Genomic DNA, 15,290 nt, shown 5'->3' with positions numbered 1-15,290 from the left:
GGATAGAGATAATGGATAGAGTGAATAAAATTATTACCATGTTGGAAAATGGCCAACATAATGAAGCTATAAATGAATATAATGTTGTATTAACCAAAGGTAAACCCGATGAAAAATTCCTGCTTGCAGAAGAAATGTTACAATATGGATTTTTAGCTGAAGCCAAGGCGCTGGTAGAAAACTTATTAGTGATCTATCCAGAAGAAGGCGAGTTACTTGTCTTGCTGGGAGAAATTTTGGTTGAATCTGGAGATGAGGAACAAGCAATTCTTGTATTAGAAAAGATCTCCAAAAACGACCCTAGCTTTGGACAATCTCTCTTGCTGTTAGCAGACTTGTATCAAGTTCAAGGATTATATGAGGTTTGTGAGAGGAAACTGCTTAAAGCAAAGGATCTATTACCTGAAGAGGTCATTATTGATTTTGCTCTTGGTGAACTCTATAGTGAACAAGGAGAGGTTACAAAGGCATTAAAATCATATGAAGTGGTCTTGAAGGAGCATCATGAAATTGCTGGTGTAAGCATTTATCAACGTATGGCCGAGCTTCTAAGTGCCTCTGGAGAATTTGAAGAAGCACTATTCTATTATGACAAAGCAATAGATGATAAATTAGAAATTAATACACTATTTGGTTATGCCTTTACAGCACTACAAGCAGGATACAATCGGACTTCCATCGAGAGGTTCGAGGAATTAAAAGAGCTAGACCCAGAATACCATTCCCTTTATCTACATCTTGCAAAGGCATACGAACGGGAAGAAGAACTTGAAAATAGCTTAAAGGTAATTCAAGAAGGTATTAGGCAAGATGAATTTAATAAGGACGTATTTTTCTATGGTGGAAAAATCGCTATTAAGCTCGGTAATCCGGAACTGGCTGAACAGTATTTCCGAGAAGCACTTGCATTAGATCCAGGTTTTACAGAGGCTGCACTCACGATAAATAAACTCTTTTTTCAACAAGAGAGGTATGAAGCAGTTATTGATTTGATTTCACAGTTAGACTATGTAGAAGATGAGGAGCCACAACTCCTATGGGACTCTGCCCTTGCTTATGAAAAGTTAGAGGATTATTCCTATGCATTAGACAAATATGAAAATGCATATACTTTTTTTAAGAATAATGAAGCATTTTTGAATGATTATGGATATTTTTTAATTGAGGAAGGAAAAACCGACCTTGCTGCCGAAATTTTTAAACAGTTACAAAAAGGTGATCCAACAAATGGAGAGTATGCTGATTTGCTTGACCGTCTAATTAGTAGAGAGAATTAATAAAAAGCTGAATATACAGAGGAGGGAAACTATCAGATGGCAACCCCTGTTTCTGTCAACGAGAAAAAGGACTTTATTCGCTGGTTTTTAAATCATTATCAATTAAAACGTCGAGAGTGTGTATGGATTCTTAATTATTTAATGAGTCACGACCAATTAATGGAGAAGGTTCATTTTGTAGAGCAAGCTCAGTATTGTCCGCGTGGGTTGATCATGTCAACCCATTGCGTAGATAAAGTACCATTTCGTTTTTATAAAGAAAATGTAATGACTACTGATGCTGAAAAATCCTTTCATGATATTCGGTTAAATCGTGACGAAGAAATTTTTATTCAATTAAACTTTCATGCTTCCAATCAAGCGCACCAATATGCAGCAGTACTAGAGGAAAATCCATTTGTCCCTAAACACCTTCAAGTAAATGAAAAAGACGGAGTTGTAGCAGAACAATTTTTACAAAATAGTATTGAAAGGTTTCAACGAGAGAAATTGCTTCAATTAATTGATGAAGCACTAGATAAGCAGGATAAAACAGCCTTTCGATCATTAACAGAAAAATTAAACCAACTAAAAGAAGTAGAGAAAAATGGAAGCTTGCGCTAAGCATGCTTCTATTTTTATGTTATCCAATGCTTTTAATTTTTCAATAGTAAATGATATGATAGTGGTATCGAATAAAGAGGGCTGGTGTCAAAAATGAAGTGGGTTTCAAAAGATATAGAAACATATTTTTCTGCAAAAGAATACGTAGATACAGCAGTTATTCCCATGTTTTCACTTTCATTTGGAAATGAAATGAAGCAGTCTGCCTCTAATGCAGAGTTTATTACCTTGATAACGAATTATTTAGAACGGCAATTTACAGGTAGATTATTGTTGTTGCCGCCATTTACATATATAAAGAATAATGACCCTGTGGAGGTTCTTAGTGAGCTTAAGAACTGGGAAGAGAACATTGAAGGAAATGAATTTAAACATATTTTCTACATAACCTCGGAGAGTGATTGGAAAATGGTTGAAAATCAGCTTGCAGGTTCATTAATCTGGCTTCCGGCTCTGCCACTCGCACATTTGAATGATTCTCAAAAAATTTCAATGATTGAAAGTCAGGTAAAACAACTATTAAATCTGTTTACTCAAAAATGGCAAGAAAATTTGTAAATCTTTTGGCTTTAACATGTTTTTAAAATAGTATGATATTGACCTAGGATAAAGATTGATATATCATGGTTATGTCCTAGTTTTATATGTGTTTAATTTATGTCCGATGGACTTAACTTGTGAATAGAGGGGGGATAAGCATGAGTAAGCATCGCGTATCAAGAAGACAATTTTTAAGCTACACTTTAACAGGTGTAGGGGGGTTTATGGCAGCAGGAATGTTAATGCCAATGGTTCGTTTTGCAATTGATCCAGTTTTAACCGCGGAAGCAGGTGGCGATTTTATTGCAACTCCATTGAAAATATCTGACATTACCGCTGAGCCACAACGGGTTGATTTCACGTTTAAACAAAAGGATGCATGGCATACTGCAGACGTTACCAATACTGCCTGGGTTTATAAGGATGAACAAGATAATATTGTTGCCTTATCACCTGTATGTAAACACTTAGGTTGTACGGTTGCTTGGGGAACGGATAAGGAACATCCAGAGGAATTTTTCTGTCCATGTCATTTTGGGCGATATACAAAGGATGGAACGAACGTTAAGGGTACTCCACCAATCGCACCGCTAGATGTATATCCATTACAAGAAAAAGACGGTTTACTTTATTTAGGAAAAGCTGAACCGCGGACAAAGGAGGCGTAATCATTGTTAAACAAAATTTACGATTGGGTAGATGAACGTTTAGATATTACGCCTTTGTGGCGCGATATCGCTGATCATGAAGTACCAGAGCATGTAAATCCTGCGCATCATTTTTCTGCGTTTGTTTATTGTTTTGGTGGTTTGACATTTTTTGTTACAGTAATTCAAATTCTTTCTGGTATGTTCTTAACGATGTACTATGTACCAGATATTAAGAATGCGTGGGAATCTGTTTTCTATCTTCAAAACGAAGTAGCATTCGGACAAATCGTACGCGGTATGCATCACTGGGGTGCAAGTTTAGTTATTGTAATGATGTTCTTACATACATTACGCGTTTTCTTCCAAGGCGCATATAAAAAACCACGTGAACTTAACTGGATTGTCGGGGTATTGATTTTCTTCGTTATGCTGGCATTAGGTTTAACAGGTTATTTATTACCTTGGGATATGAAAGCGTTGTTCGCAACAAAGGTTACACTGCAAATTATTGAAGCAGTACCATTTATTGGTGTTTATCTGAAAACTTTACTTTCGGGGCATGAGACAATTGTAGGAGCTCAAACCTTAACTCGTTTCTTTGCGATTCACGTGTTCTTCTTACCTGCTGCATTATTTGGATTAATGGCAGCTCATTTCATGATGATTCGTAAACAGGGTATTTCAGGACCACTATAATACTCTTAAATCTGATTCCGAAATATTATTAATTTTAATTTACGAATAAAGGAGGGGGATTGTTCGATGCATCGCGGTAAAGGAATGAAGTTCGTAGGCGACTCTCGTGTAGTTGCACCAGAAGCCCGTACGAGTAAAAATATTCCGAAAGATTACTCAGAATACCCTGGTAAAACAGAGGCGTTTTGGCCTAACTTCCTTTTGAAAGAATGGTTGGTAGGAGCAGTATTTCTAGTCGGCTTTTTATGTTTAACAGTTGCACATCCGAGTCCACTTGAAAGGATTGCAGATCCATCTGATACAGGTTACACTCCGATGCCAGACTGGTACTTCTTGTTCTTATATCAATTACTGAAGTATGAGTTTGCTGCGGGACCTTATACTGTAGTTGGTGCAATGGTTATCCCTGGACTAGCTTTTGGAGCATTGTTATTAGCTCCATTTTTAGACCGTGGACCAGAACGCCGTCCGAGCAAGCGTCCATTAGCAACTGGCTTTATGCTGTTAGCGATCGCTGCTATTACATTTTTAACATGGCAGTCCGCTTCAACCCATAATTGGGAAGCGGCAAAAGAGTATGGTAAGATTGTTGCTGATGTTGAGATTGATAAGACATCAGAAGAATATACAATTGCTTCAGATAATACTTGTATCACTTGTCATGGAGATAGCTTCCAGGGTGGTGCGGGTGCACCGACTTTAATTGACACTGGACTTTCTGCCGATGAAATTGCAAAAATTGCAAAAGAAGGTATTGGCACTATGCCGCCAGGAGTTTTTAAAGGTGATGATGAACAGCTTAAAAAGCTTTCAGAATTTATCGCTAACTTAGGTAAATAATTATAGTTTGAAAAAAGCTGACGGTTTATCGTCAGCTTTTATTATTCGTAAAAAAGAAAAGAGGAAAAGTAGTGAAGTGGATTTATCCCCTCCTGGCCAATAGGTCATTTTTACTGTTATTGCTTGTAATCAATTTTGCAGGAACGGTCTATGGGTATGTATGGTATGGGTGGCAGTTAAAAGAAACACCGCCAATTTTCCTCATATTTGTTCCTGATAGCCCAACTGCAAGTTTGTTTTTTGTCTTTGTGCTTGTTGCCTTTTTATTAAAAAAGAACTGGCCGCTTATGGAATCTCTTGCGATGGTAACGTTATTTAAATACGGAATTTGGGCTGTAGTAATGAATTCTCTTGTGTTTATTATCCAGGGTGAATTGGACTGGATTGGATTGATGCTGGCACTTTCTCATTTCGCCATGGCTGTTCAAGCATTGCTTTATGCACCTTTTTATCGTTTTAAGTGGTGGCACTTGTTGATAACCGCTATTTGGACCTTACATAATGATGTTATTGATTACGTCTTCTTCATGCTCCCAAGGTACCATATGTTAGATAATTTTATCCCGCAAATTGGTTATTTTACTTTTTGGCTTTCAATCGTGTCGGTAGGAATTGGTTATTATTTTGTCATTCGTCCAAAACGCTTTAAACTGGATCTATATTAACTAGAACAAAATTGTTTTTTTGATAGGATAAAAGATGGTCTAACCTTGTCCACCTCTTCATACATTTTAATAGTGATGATAGGGGGGACAAGGTTTGAAGGTTAAATGGTTACTACTATTCTTAATTGTCATTATGCTCACTCCCATGACGGTTTTTGCGAATTCGCAAAAACCGATAGAGAAGCTAGATAATATCTCTGATGAAGCACTTCAAATGATCAAATTTCAGAGATATGAAGATGGCAAAAAGCTGTTAGATTATTTTTCAGAACAGTTTACAGTCATCTCGAGTAAAGAACATCCATTTACGGTGGATCAACATAGGATTATTTCTGTTTCGCATGATGAAGCGTTGGAAGCTGCAGTGAGCGCAAATATGGAATATGAAGAAAGGGTTCAAAGACTCACAAAGTTCCGTCTTGTTGTTGATGCTATCGCTACTAGCCATCAACCGCTATGGACTGAGATGGAGAATCCAATTATGACCGCTTTCAAAGATGCTAGAGAAGCTGCCAGCACTGGTGATTCAGCACATTTTCACTCGAATTTTAATACTTTTATGTCATTATACAACGTTATTTATCCAAGTATGAAAATTGATGTTTCAGCAGAAAGCATTCAGAAAATAGACGCACGAATCAATTTTATTGATGAATATCGTTCAGAGGTTGTCAATAATATAAAGAGCCAACAGGAATTAGAAGGCTTAGAAATGGACTTGAAAAATCTATTTGAAAACATGGATGAGGATGAGGCAGACCCCTCATTATGGTGGGTAATTATTTCAACTGGCAGTATTATTATCTTAACTTTATCTTATGTAGGCTGGAGAAAATATCAAGGTGAAAAGAATATGAGAAAAAACCGTACTAGAGTTCATAAAGATTGAGAACTCTTGCGGGCAAAAAAAGCAATGTCCGTACTGGACATTGCTTTTCTATATGTCTAGCGCAAGCGGCCCTAGCGGCCCTTCCGCTTTTCTATATTTCAATAGGTTTTTTATTTTCATCGAGTGTGAATCCTTCTCCGTGCACATCATGGACAATTGTAACAGAAATAAAGGCATGTGGGTCAACAGAGGTAATTAAATTTTTTAAGCGAACAAGTTCATTTTTAGCAACAACACAATATAAAACTTCCCGCTCTATTTTTGTAAAAGAACCATACCCCTTTAGAACAGTAACGCCTCGATCCATTTCCTCCATAATCTTTTTTGCAATAGCTTCATTTCTCTCTGAAACAATCATCGCACCCCTAGCTGAATAGGCACCTTCTTGGATAAAATCAATTACTCTTGCACTAATAAAAACGGCAACAAGGGTGTACATCGCTTCTTTATAATTTAAATAAGTAAGTACAGAGACAGCTATGACACAAATATCGAAGATAAACATGGTTTTCCCCATGCCCCAACCTATATACTTCTGAACTAGCCTTGCGATAATGTCGACTCCCCCGGTTGTGCCGCCATACCGAAAAATAATTCCTAATCCAATTCCCAAAAAGACACCAGCAAATAATGCAGCCAGGGTTAAGTCATCCTTTAGCGGCATGTCAATAGAATAACGCTGGAATATCCATAAGAACACAGAGAGACCTACTGTCCCAAGTATGGTATAGAAAAAGGCATTTCTTCCAAGTAGCTTCCATCCGACAAAAAACAGCGGTATATTTAATATCAAGTTGGTATAAGATGGGTCCCATTTGAACATGAAGTAAAGAAGAAGAGTTATACCTGTAAAACCGCCTTCGGCAAGTTTATTTTGCATATTAAAATTGACAAGTCCAAAACCCATTATGGCTGTCCCAATTAAGATAAATAAAACATTTTTCATTTTTAGTCCAAATATCATGATTTTTCCACCTTTACCATAATTTCATGTCATCAGCGGCTTTTATTATAGCGAATTAACTATAGAAGAGCAATTTTAGAATAGGAAACCTTAAGCCTAAGATAAAAACATTTGTAAAACCAACTAATTTTAGCTAATGTATTTTATAGATGTTTGCAATTTAAAATGAGGTGAATGTGTTTGGTCAATGGGAAATCAATCAAAGACCTGCAAAATGAAGTCGATACATACATAGGTCAATTTAAAGAGGGGTATTTTAGTCCCTTAGCAATGGTAGCACGGCTAACGGAAGAACTTGGCGAGCTTGCTAGGGAAGTAAATCATTATTATGGCGAGAAACCAAAAAAATCCAGCGAAACCGAAAAGGCTATTGAGGAGGAGCTGGGAGATCTTCTTTTTGTCCTGATTTGCTTGGCCAATTCCTTAAATATAGACTTGGAAGAGGCACATGACTATGTCATGAATAAATTTAATACTAGGGACAAGGACCGTTGGACTAGGATTGATCATAAGGATGAGGAGTGAGCGAAATTGAGTAGGGTTAAAATTATTATTGCGGGGCCGCGGGGACGGATGGGAAGTGAAGCCGTCAAAATGGTTACAAATACTGATCAGTTTGAGTTAAAGGCAGTTATTGATCATAAATACGATGGTCATATGTTAAGTGATATTGAAGGGTTCCAAGCGATAAAAAATATCCCAATTTTTACAAACATTGAATCTTGCCTTCAAAAGGTGGAGTGTGATGTACTAATTGATCTAACAACGCCAGAGGTAGGAATGCATCATGCCAAAACGGCACTTCTTCATAATGTGAGACCAGTTGTGGGTACAACTGGGTTTTCAAAAGCTGACCTAGAAGAATTGGATGGTATTTGCAGGGAAAAGAACCTTGGTTGTATTATTGCCCCGAATTTTGCCCTAGGTGCAGTGCTGATGATGAAGTTTTCACAAATGGCAGCAAAATATTTTAATGATGTTGAAATCATTGAATTGCACCATGACAAAAAACTTGACGCTCCTTCAGGAACTGCTGTAAAGACTGCAGAGATGATTTCCGCTGTAAGGGAATTAAAGCAACAGGGGCATCCTGATGAGAAAGAAACGATTAGTGGTGCAAGGGGAGCAAACTTTGATGGAATGCACATTCATTCAGTAAGACTGCCTGGTCTAGTCGCACATCAACAGGTTTTATTTGGGTCAGATGGCCAAACTTTAACCATTCGTCATGATTCCTATAATCGTGCGTCGTTTATGTCAGGTGTTAAAATAGCAGTAGAGACAGTAATGAACCAAGATTTGTTTGTATATGGACTTGAAAATATTCTAGAATAGGAGAACTACCATGAACATAGCCTTAATCGCACATGATAATAAAAAGAATGACCTAGTTCAATTTGCAACAGCTTATCAAATTATTTTTTCAAAGCATACTCTTTTTGCAACAGGAACAACAGGGCTTAGAATTCAGGAGGCAACTGGATTACCGATTACGAGATTTCAATCGGGCCCTTTAGGGGGAGATCAAGAAATCGGTGCGATGATCGCAAAAAATAAGATGGACGCTATATTCTTTTTTCGCGACCCGCTAACAGCACAGCCCCATGAACCTGATGTAACAGCACTCGTTCGTCTTTGTGACGTGTATGCTATACCCCTTGCAACAAATATGGGGACAGCGGAATTGTTGATAAGAGGCCTAGAAGAGGGCTTCCTAGAATGGAGAAATATTGTCCATGAGAACGATCAAAGTGTTGAACGATAAACCCTTACATATTTTAGCTTTTGGTGCCCATGCTGATGATGTGGAAATCGGTATGGGAGGCAGTATCGCTAAATGGTCAGCAAGTGGGAAAAGAATTGGAATTTGTGATTTGACGGATGCAGATTTATCTTCAAATGGGACGATAGAGATAAGGAAAGAGGAAGCAAAACAAGCAGCTACAATCTTAGGTGTCACAGAAAGATGGTCACTTGCATTTCCAGATAGAGGACTGCTTCTGCAGGAAGAATTTATTAGACAGATTGCTTTCGTTATTAGAAAGTATCAGCCACAAATTGTCTTTGCTCCCTATTTTGATGACCGCCACCCTGATCATGGAAACTGCGCCCGCCTTGTTGAAGAGGCGGTCTTTTCTGCGGGAATAAGGAAATACCAAACAGACAATTCCCAAGCTGCCCACAAGGTTGCCAACGTGTATTTTTATATGATAAATGGGTTTCATAAGCCAGATTTCGTAATTGATATCTCGGAAACAATGAAGCGGAAAATTGCAGCCTTGAAGGCGTATAAAAGCCAATTTGAACAATCAGAAAATAGTGTCGAAACACCACTTGTAAATGGGTATATCGAAACCGTTGAGGCAAGAGAAAGATTATTCGGTCAACAAGTCGGTGTTCAATTTGCAGAAGGTTTTAAATCAAAAGTACCAATCCTCTTGAATTGTGACTTGATAGGAGATTAACGATGAGGAAACTTAAAATTGGAATTACCTGTTATCCTACTGTTGGCGGCTCAGGTGTAGTGGCAACGGAATTAGGTAAAATGCTAGCAGAAAAAGGACATGAGATCCATTTTATCTCATCTAGTATCCCTTTTAGACTAAATAGAATTTATCATAATATTTTTTATCATCAGGTGGAAGTGAATCAATACTCTGTTTTCCAATATCCACCCTATGATATTGCTTTAGCTAGTAAAATGGCAGAGGTTGCAAATCGAGAGAATCTGGACATTCTCCATGTTCACTATGCCATTCCTCATGCAGTTTGTGCAATCTTGGCCAAACAAATGAGTAAGGTTGACGTAAAGGTTGTCACCACCCTTCATGGAACAGACATAACGGTTCTGGGATACGATCCATCACTAACTGAAGCAATTAAATTCGGCATTGAAAAATCAGACATCGTAACGGCTGTTTCAAGGTCTTTAATTGAGCAAACTCACGAACTTATTCAGCCGGACAAGGAAATTGAAACTGTTTATAACTTTATTGATGCTCGAATCTATCAAAAAAGAGATGCAAAACATCTGAAGAAGGAATTCGGGATTAAAGAAGATGAAAAGGTTGTCATCCATGTTTCTAATTTTCGACCGGTTAAACGGGTACAGGATATTGTAAAAACGTTCGCGAAAATTTCCGAAGCAATGCCAGCAAAACTATTGCTGGTCGGAGATGGTCCGGAAATGACCCCGGTATGCAGGCTGGTAAAGAAATTAGGATTGACAGATAGAGTTCATCTTCTCGGAAAACAGGAAAACCTAGATGAACTGTACTCAATAAGTGATTTAAAGCTGTTATTATCGGAAAAAGAAAGCTTTGGTCTTGTGGCCCTTGAGGCAATGGCATGTGGGGTTCCATGTATTGGCACGAATGTAGGGGGAATGCCTGAAGTCATCCAACATGGTCAGACAGGCTATATTTGTGAATTAGGAGATATTGACGATATTTCTTCAAAAGCAATTTTTTTATTGAGTAACCCACAAATTCATCAACAATTTGCTAGTAATGGAGTATCTGTTGTTAATACAAAATTTAGAGCCGAACAAATTGTCGGGGAATATGAGCAATTATATTTTAAGCTCTTATACAAAGGGTGATAAGTATGAAAGAGCCTTTTTTATCAGCTGTACCAGTTTTAGAAAAATTAGAGTCTGCGGGCTTTGAGGCTTATTTTGTTGGGGGGTCTGTCAGAGATTTACTTTTAGAAAAGGAAATAAACGATGTTGATATAGCCACTTCAGCAACACCGGAAGAAGTAAAGCAACTATTTTCAAAAACAGTTGATGTAGGCATTGAGCATGGGACCGTTCTAGTTTTATTTCAAAATAAATCGTATGAGATTACAACCTTCCGTACTGAAGCTGAATACGAGGATTACCGCAGACCGAAAGAAGTCTCTTTTATTAGAAACCTGCGTGAGGATTTACAACGTAGAGATTTTACCATGAATGCAATTGCAATGGATAAAGACGGAAATCGAATTGATCCCTATCACGGACAAGAATCAATAACGAGTAAGGTTATTCAAACAGTTGGAAAAGCAGCAGATCGTTTTCAAGAGGATGCGCTAAGAATGATGCGGGCAATTCGTTTTGTAAGTCAGTTGTCATTCCGAATTGAAGAAGAAACACTTCATGCTTTAATAGATTTAGTGCACTTACTTGAACATATTGCTGTCGAACGAAAACAAGCAGAGTTCGATAAATTACTATTTGGTGATAATCGAAAACAAGCCTTACAACTAACTCTTCAAACCAATATATACTCCTATTTACCAGGTCTACCGGGTAAAGAGAACAGCCTGAAATTAATGTTGGAGTACAATCTTGACCGATTAAATACTCGGGGAATGTGGGCATTACTCGTTTTCTGTTTGAAAATCGATAAAAAAGAAATCGAAGAATTTTTAAGAGGCTGGCGAATCCCATTAAAGGAAATTAGAGAGATTCAGCTTATTTTACATTACGTTAATAAGAGATTCGAAGCTGGCTGGTCTTCCTATGATTTGTATGTAGCAACAAAGAAAATTTTTGTATCTGCGGAAATGCTCTATCTGGTAATAAAAGGTATTGAGTCTAATGATACGATTGAGCACTATCTACATATATATGAGGGACTACCGATAAAAGATCGAACAGAAATGGATTTAACGGGTAATGACTTAATTGGTTGGTTTAACAAAAGCGGCGGACCATGGGTGAAAGAGATCCTGTTAAAAGTGGAAGAAGCTATTGTTGAAGGAAACGTTGGCAATCATAAAAAAATTATAAAGGAGTGGCTGATGGAGTGCAATCACAACTAAGGAAAGATTTGCTTGATGCCTTTACAAATGCGGGCGAAAACTTCTTATCGGGACAGCATATAGCAGAGTTAATCGGCTGCTCTAGAACGGCGGTGTGGAAGCATATTGAGGAGCTCCGGAAAGAAGGATTTGAATTAGAAGCAATACGCCGAAAAGGTTATCGGATTGTTAAGACTCCTGAGCAAATAACTGCCGATGAATTAAGACTTGGATTAACAACAAAGTTCATTGGAAAAAACCTTCACTATGAAGAAACAGTAGAGTCTACTCAAAAGATTGCTCACCGGTTAGCGTATGAACAGGCACCTGAAGGAACAGTAATCATTGCGGAGGAACAGCTGTCTGGGCGTGGTAGAATGGATCGCAGATGGCATTCTCCCAAATATACTGGTATTTGGATGAGTATTATTCTTAGACCCAGCATCCCGCTCCCAAAGGCTCCACAATTAACGTTATTAACAGCTGTGGCAATTGTTCGGGCGATTGAGGAACTCACGGGTCTGATGCCAGAAATAAAATGGCCAAATGATATCTTATTGAATGGAAAAAAGGTCACCGGAATACTAACGGAACTTGAAGCAGAAGCGGATCGGATTAATTCGATTATTATTGGAATTGGAATAAATGTTAATCAAACCAAAACAGACTTCCCTAGCGAGCTAGAGCAGATAGCTACCTCACTTCTGCTTGAAAAAGGGGAAAAGGTATCTCGAGCAGACTTAATAAAAGGTATTTTCACAAATCTTGAAAAATTGTATTTACTTTATTTAGACGAGGGATTCCATCCCATTAAACTGCTATGGGAAAGTTATGCAATTAGTATTGGCAGAATGATTACTGCACGAACCCTCTCAAACTCAATAATTGGTAAAGCACAAGGGATTACAGATGATGGTGTATTAATGATTGAAGATGAACTAGGCAAAATCCATCATGTTTATTCTGCTGATATAGAGATCTAAAATTGCAGCCGTGATGAAAAAATAAATCTTGCGGTTTATTCGATTTTTTCTTATAATTCAAATAATGGGCGGTATCCTTGCGAGCTGCACCGGAAACTATTTTTTACAACTTAAAAGGTTTCTGCCTAGATCCGTATAGCGGACCGGGACAGAGGGATAGAAAATGCGAAAGAGTCCAAGATCCTCTGCCTTTTAGATGGATCTTTTTATTTGTGCTCTTTTTGACTCCCTCTTCCTATAAAAAAGGAGGGAATAGGAATGAAGCAAACTACTGATTTTTTAAAAATGAAAGAAAGTAATGAGAAAATCGTTATGCTCACCGCGTATGATTATCCTTCTGCAAAGCAAGCAGAACAGGCTGGTGTCGATATCATATTAGTGGGAGACTCTCTTGGTATGGTGGTGCTTGGATATGATTCAACAGTACCCGTGACACTAGACGTTATGATCCATCATACTAAAGCAGTAAAACGTGGAGCTAAGGATACGTACATTGTTGCTGATATGCCGTTTCTAACCTATCATCTATCCATTCAGGATACCTTACAAAACGCAGGTAGATTGATTCAAGAAACGGGTGCGCATGCTGTTAAGCTAGAGGGAGCAGATGATGTAATTGAAAAAATTTCAGCTCTTACAAAGGCTGGAATTCCAGTTTGTGGACATCTTGGATTAACCCCTCAATCCGTTGGCGTACTAGGGGGCTATAAAGTTCAAGGCAAAGACGTCAAAGGTGCAATGAAATTGCTGGAAGACGCGAAGAGATGTGAAGAAGCAGGGGCGTTTGCGGTTGTTCTAGAATGTGTTCCGAAGCAATTGGCCGATGAAGTTTCCAAAGTTTTAACCATTCCAGTTATCGGTATTGGAGCAGGAGTTTATGTTGACGGCCAAGTGCTAGTCTATCATGATATTTTAGGATATGGTGTGGAACGGGTACCAAAGTTTGTAAAGCAATACTACTCCCTTAATCCGTTCATTAATGAATCTATTCAAGCCTATGTAAAGGAAGTAAAGGCAGAACAGTTTCCTGAAGATAAGCACTCTTTTACGATGAAAGAACAAGAGCTCAGTGGACTTTATGGAGGAATAAAATGAGAGTCATCACCACTATTCAAGATATGCAAACGGAAATAAGTAAACAGAAATCTCTATCCAAATCAATCGGATTTGTCCCTACAATGGGATTTTTGCATGAAGGCCATTTAACTCTTATAAAAAAATCGAGAAAAGAAAATGATATTGTTGTGTTAAGTATATTCGTAAATCCATTGCAGTTTGGTCCAACAGAGGACTTTTCTACCTATCCTAGAGACTTTGCAAGAGACCAATCATTAGCTGAATGTGAAGGGGTAGACATCCTGTTTTATCCTGGCGTGGAAGAAATGTATCCAAATCCTAGCTCAGTTAAGGTGATTGCACAGGAGCGAACCGATGTCTTATGTGGTAAATCGAGACCAGGTCATTTTGATGGTGTTGCTACAGTCTTAACGAAGTTATTTAATATTGTAATGCCAACAAGAGCTTATTTTGGGAAAAAAGATGCCCAGCAAGTCGCAGTCGTAGAAGGATTAATTTCTGATTTTAACTTTCCGATTGAACTAATACCAGTGGATATTGTTCGTGAAGAAGATGGCCTTGCAAAAAGCTCTCGTAACGTCAATCTTCTGCCGGAAGAGCGGTCACAAGCAAGCGTGCTTTATAAAAGCTTATCAGCTGCTAAGGAAGCTGTTAACTCGGGAGCTCGGGATCCAGAGGTTATTAAGACAATCGTATCTAAGAGAATTACTTCCGAAACCGATGGGGAAATTGATTATGTGGACATCTATTCGTATCCCCAACTTAAATCTGTAGAGTATTTAACAGATACCTTTATCATTGCCCTGGCAGTAAGATTTTCCAAGGTGCGTTTAATTGATAATATTATTATAGATTTAAGGCAAGATATTGGAGGAGAAAAGTAATGTTTCGTCACCTGATGAATGGAAAAATCCACCGTGCTACGGTAACGGAAGCGAATCTTAATTATGTTGGCAGTATTACGATCGATGAAAATTTATTAGATGCTGTCGGTATGGTTGCAAATGAAAAGGTTCAAATTGTCAACAATAACAATGGAGCAAGACTTGAGACTTATATCATTCCTGGTGAAAGAGGCAGTGGCGTCATTTGCTTAAATGGTGCAGCTGCTCGTCTTGTCCAAAAAGGTGATATTGTTATTATCATTTCCTATTGTTTGGTATCCGAAGAAAAAGTCCAAAGCCATCAGCCTAAAGTGGCAATTATGGGTGAAGGTAACAGGATAAAAGAACTAATATACGCAGAGCCAGCATTAACGATTATGTAAAGAATCCCCGCCTTTTCGGGGATTTTTTCCTTTTTTATGATAATTTTATATACT

The 15,290-nt window shown here is 38.0% G+C and carries 19 protein-coding genes; 18 read left to right on the top strand and 1 reads right to left on the bottom strand.

The genetic code is table 11. The features are described from left to right. Nucleotides 1-11 precede the first annotated feature (11 nt). From BLR86_RS08065 to ypjB, 8 genes are all read left to right on the top strand, one after another. The gene (locus tag BLR86_RS08065) at nucleotides 12-1,277 is read left to right on the top strand and encodes a tetratricopeptide repeat protein (RefSeq protein WP_090760108.1); all 1,266 of its coding nucleotides are present in this window, start codon (nucleotides 12-14) and stop codon (nucleotides 1,275-1,277) included. A gap of 36 nt (nucleotides 1,278-1,313) precedes the next feature. Next, entirely contained in the window at nucleotides 1,314-1,880 is a 567-nt protein-coding gene (locus tag BLR86_RS08060; RefSeq protein WP_090760106.1) for a ReoY family proteolytic degradation factor, read from the top strand. Nucleotides 1,881-1,973: 93 nt separating this feature from the next. After that, nucleotides 1,974-2,438: a YpiF family protein gene (locus BLR86_RS08055; protein ID WP_090760104.1), complete on the top strand. Its 465-nt coding sequence runs from the start codon at nucleotides 1,974-1,976 to the stop codon at nucleotides 2,436-2,438. A 140-nt stretch (nucleotides 2,439-2,578) separates the two neighbouring features. Further along, on the top strand, nucleotides 2,579-3,088 hold the full coding sequence (locus BLR86_RS08050) for a QcrA and Rieske domain-containing protein (protein WP_090760103.1): 510 nt from the start codon (nucleotides 2,579-2,581) through the stop codon (nucleotides 3,086-3,088). A gap of 3 nt (nucleotides 3,089-3,091) precedes the next feature. After that, nucleotides 3,092-3,766, top strand: coding sequence for a menaquinol-cytochrome c reductase cytochrome b subunit (qcrB, locus tag BLR86_RS08045; RefSeq protein ID WP_090760101.1), 675 nt, complete (start codon nucleotides 3,092-3,094; stop codon nucleotides 3,764-3,766). A 66-nt stretch (nucleotides 3,767-3,832) separates the two neighbouring features. Continuing rightward, nucleotides 3,833-4,606 carry a menaquinol-cytochrome c reductase cytochrome b/c subunit gene (locus tag BLR86_RS08040; protein WP_090760099.1) on the top strand — a complete coding sequence of 258 codons (774 nt, stop codon included), beginning with the start codon at nucleotides 3,833-3,835 and terminating at the stop codon, nucleotides 4,604-4,606. Between the two features lie 71 nt (nucleotides 4,607-4,677). Continuing rightward, nucleotides 4,678-5,271, top strand: coding sequence for a lipoprotein heptaprenylglyceryl N-acetyltransferase LhaT (locus BLR86_RS08035; RefSeq protein WP_090760096.1), 594 nt, complete (start codon nucleotides 4,678-4,680; stop codon nucleotides 5,269-5,271). Between the two features lie 94 nt (nucleotides 5,272-5,365). Then, the gene (gene ypjB / locus BLR86_RS08030; protein ID WP_254782265.1) at nucleotides 5,366-6,160 is read left to right on the top strand and encodes a sporulation protein YpjB; all 795 of its coding nucleotides are present in this window, start codon (nucleotides 5,366-5,368) and stop codon (nucleotides 6,158-6,160) included. A gap of 91 nt (nucleotides 6,161-6,251) precedes the next feature. Here the strand turns inward: ypjB and BLR86_RS08025 are convergent, their stop codons facing one another. After that, nucleotides 6,252-7,124 (bottom strand): YitT family protein, encoded by an 873-nt coding sequence (locus BLR86_RS08025; RefSeq protein ID WP_090760094.1) that lies wholly within the window; start codon nucleotides 7,122-7,124, stop codon nucleotides 6,252-6,254. 180 nt (nucleotides 7,125-7,304) lie between these two features. On the opposite strand from BLR86_RS08025, the gene BLR86_RS08020 reads away from it, so the two are divergent. From BLR86_RS08020 to panD, 10 genes are all read left to right on the top strand, one after another. Continuing rightward, nucleotides 7,305-7,649, top strand: coding sequence for a nucleotide pyrophosphohydrolase (locus tag BLR86_RS08020; RefSeq protein ID WP_254782264.1), 345 nt, complete (start codon nucleotides 7,305-7,307; stop codon nucleotides 7,647-7,649). 6 nt (nucleotides 7,650-7,655) lie between these two features. Further along, nucleotides 7,656-8,459 (top strand): 4-hydroxy-tetrahydrodipicolinate reductase, encoded by an 804-nt coding sequence (gene dapB, locus BLR86_RS08015; RefSeq protein ID WP_090760090.1) that lies wholly within the window; start codon nucleotides 7,656-7,658, stop codon nucleotides 8,457-8,459. Between the two features lie 10 nt (nucleotides 8,460-8,469). Beyond that, nucleotides 8,470-8,889, top strand: coding sequence for a methylglyoxal synthase (gene mgsA, locus BLR86_RS08010; protein ID WP_090760087.1), 420 nt, complete (start codon nucleotides 8,470-8,472; stop codon nucleotides 8,887-8,889). Further along, nucleotides 8,861-9,589, top strand: a complete 729-nt coding sequence (bshB1, locus tag BLR86_RS08005; RefSeq protein ID WP_090760085.1) for a bacillithiol biosynthesis deacetylase BshB1 — start codon at nucleotides 8,861-8,863, stop codon at nucleotides 9,587-9,589. The genes mgsA and bshB1 overlap by 29 nt, the downstream gene beginning before the upstream one ends. A gap of 2 nt (nucleotides 9,590-9,591) precedes the next feature. After that, nucleotides 9,592-10,725, top strand: a complete 1,134-nt coding sequence (gene bshA / locus BLR86_RS08000) for an N-acetyl-alpha-D-glucosaminyl L-malate synthase BshA (RefSeq protein WP_090760083.1) — start codon at nucleotides 9,592-9,594, stop codon at nucleotides 10,723-10,725. Between the two features lie 5 nt (nucleotides 10,726-10,730). Next, complete coding sequence (locus BLR86_RS07995; RefSeq protein ID WP_090760081.1) at nucleotides 10,731-11,930, top strand: CCA tRNA nucleotidyltransferase; 1,200 nt, start codon at nucleotides 10,731-10,733, stop codon at nucleotides 11,928-11,930. Further along, nucleotides 11,903-12,892 carry a biotin--[acetyl-CoA-carboxylase] ligase gene (locus BLR86_RS07990; protein ID WP_254782263.1) on the top strand — a complete coding sequence of 330 codons (990 nt, stop codon included), beginning with the start codon at nucleotides 11,903-11,905 and terminating at the stop codon, nucleotides 12,890-12,892. The genes BLR86_RS07995 and BLR86_RS07990 overlap by 28 nt, the downstream gene beginning before the upstream one ends. Nucleotides 12,893-13,150: 258 nt before the next feature. Then, nucleotides 13,151-13,987, top strand: coding sequence for a 3-methyl-2-oxobutanoate hydroxymethyltransferase (gene panB, locus BLR86_RS07985; RefSeq protein ID WP_090760078.1), 837 nt, complete (start codon nucleotides 13,151-13,153; stop codon nucleotides 13,985-13,987). Beyond that, nucleotides 13,984-14,853 (top strand): pantoate--beta-alanine ligase, encoded by an 870-nt coding sequence (gene panC, locus BLR86_RS07980; RefSeq protein WP_090760076.1) that lies wholly within the window; start codon nucleotides 13,984-13,986, stop codon nucleotides 14,851-14,853. The genes panB and panC overlap by 4 nt, the downstream gene beginning before the upstream one ends. After that, a complete protein-coding gene (gene panD, locus BLR86_RS07975; protein WP_090760074.1) occupies nucleotides 14,853-15,236 on the top strand; it encodes an aspartate 1-decarboxylase in 384 nt (127 codons plus the stop codon). Before panC ends, panD begins: the two co-directional genes overlap by 1 nt. The last annotated feature ends 54 nt before the right edge of the window (nucleotides 15,237-15,290 follow it).

Source organism: Bacillus sp. OK048 (assembly GCF_900103525.1).
GTDB lineage: Bacteria > Bacillota > Bacilli > Bacillales > Cytobacillaceae > Neobacillus.
The sequence above is the reverse complement of the archived record's forward strand: the minus strand, read 5'-3'. Positions and strand labels throughout refer to the sequence as shown.

Excerpts from the sequence above, each read along its gene's own strand:
- BLR86_RS08060 (WP_090760106.1), top strand. The coding sequence starts at position 1,314 with ATGGCAACCCCTGTTTCTGTCAACGAGAAAAAGGACTTTATTCGCTGG.
- BLR86_RS08065 (WP_090760108.1), top strand. The coding sequence starts at position 12 with ATGGATAGAGTGAATAAAATTATTACCATGTTGGAAAATGGCCAACAT.
- panC (WP_090760076.1), top strand. The coding sequence starts at position 13,984 with ATGAGAGTCATCACCACTATTCAAGATATGCAAACGGAAATAAGTAAA.
- BLR86_RS08050 (WP_090760103.1), top strand. The coding sequence starts at position 2,579 with ATGAGTAAGCATCGCGTATCAAGAAGACAATTTTTAAGCTACACTTTA.
- bshB1 (WP_090760085.1), top strand. The coding sequence starts at position 8,861 with ATGAGAACGATCAAAGTGTTGAACGATAAACCCTTACATATTTTAGCT.
- BLR86_RS08025 (WP_090760094.1), bottom strand. The coding sequence starts at position 7,124 with ATGATATTTGGACTAAAAATGAAAAATGTTTTATTTATCTTAATTGGG.
- BLR86_RS08040 (WP_090760099.1), top strand. The coding sequence starts at position 3,833 with ATGCATCGCGGTAAAGGAATGAAGTTCGTAGGCGACTCTCGTGTAGTT.
- bshA (WP_090760083.1), top strand. The coding sequence starts at position 9,592 with ATGAGGAAACTTAAAATTGGAATTACCTGTTATCCTACTGTTGGCGGC.
- BLR86_RS08055 (WP_090760104.1), top strand. The coding sequence starts at position 1,974 with ATGAAGTGGGTTTCAAAAGATATAGAAACATATTTTTCTGCAAAAGAA.
- mgsA (WP_090760087.1), top strand. The coding sequence starts at position 8,470 with ATGAACATAGCCTTAATCGCACATGATAATAAAAAGAATGACCTAGTT.
- BLR86_RS07995 (WP_090760081.1), top strand. The coding sequence starts at position 10,731 with ATGAAAGAGCCTTTTTTATCAGCTGTACCAGTTTTAGAAAAATTAGAG.
- panD (WP_090760074.1), top strand. The coding sequence starts at position 14,853 with ATGTTTCGTCACCTGATGAATGGAAAAATCCACCGTGCTACGGTAACG.
- panB (WP_090760078.1), top strand. The coding sequence starts at position 13,151 with ATGAAGCAAACTACTGATTTTTTAAAAATGAAAGAAAGTAATGAGAAA.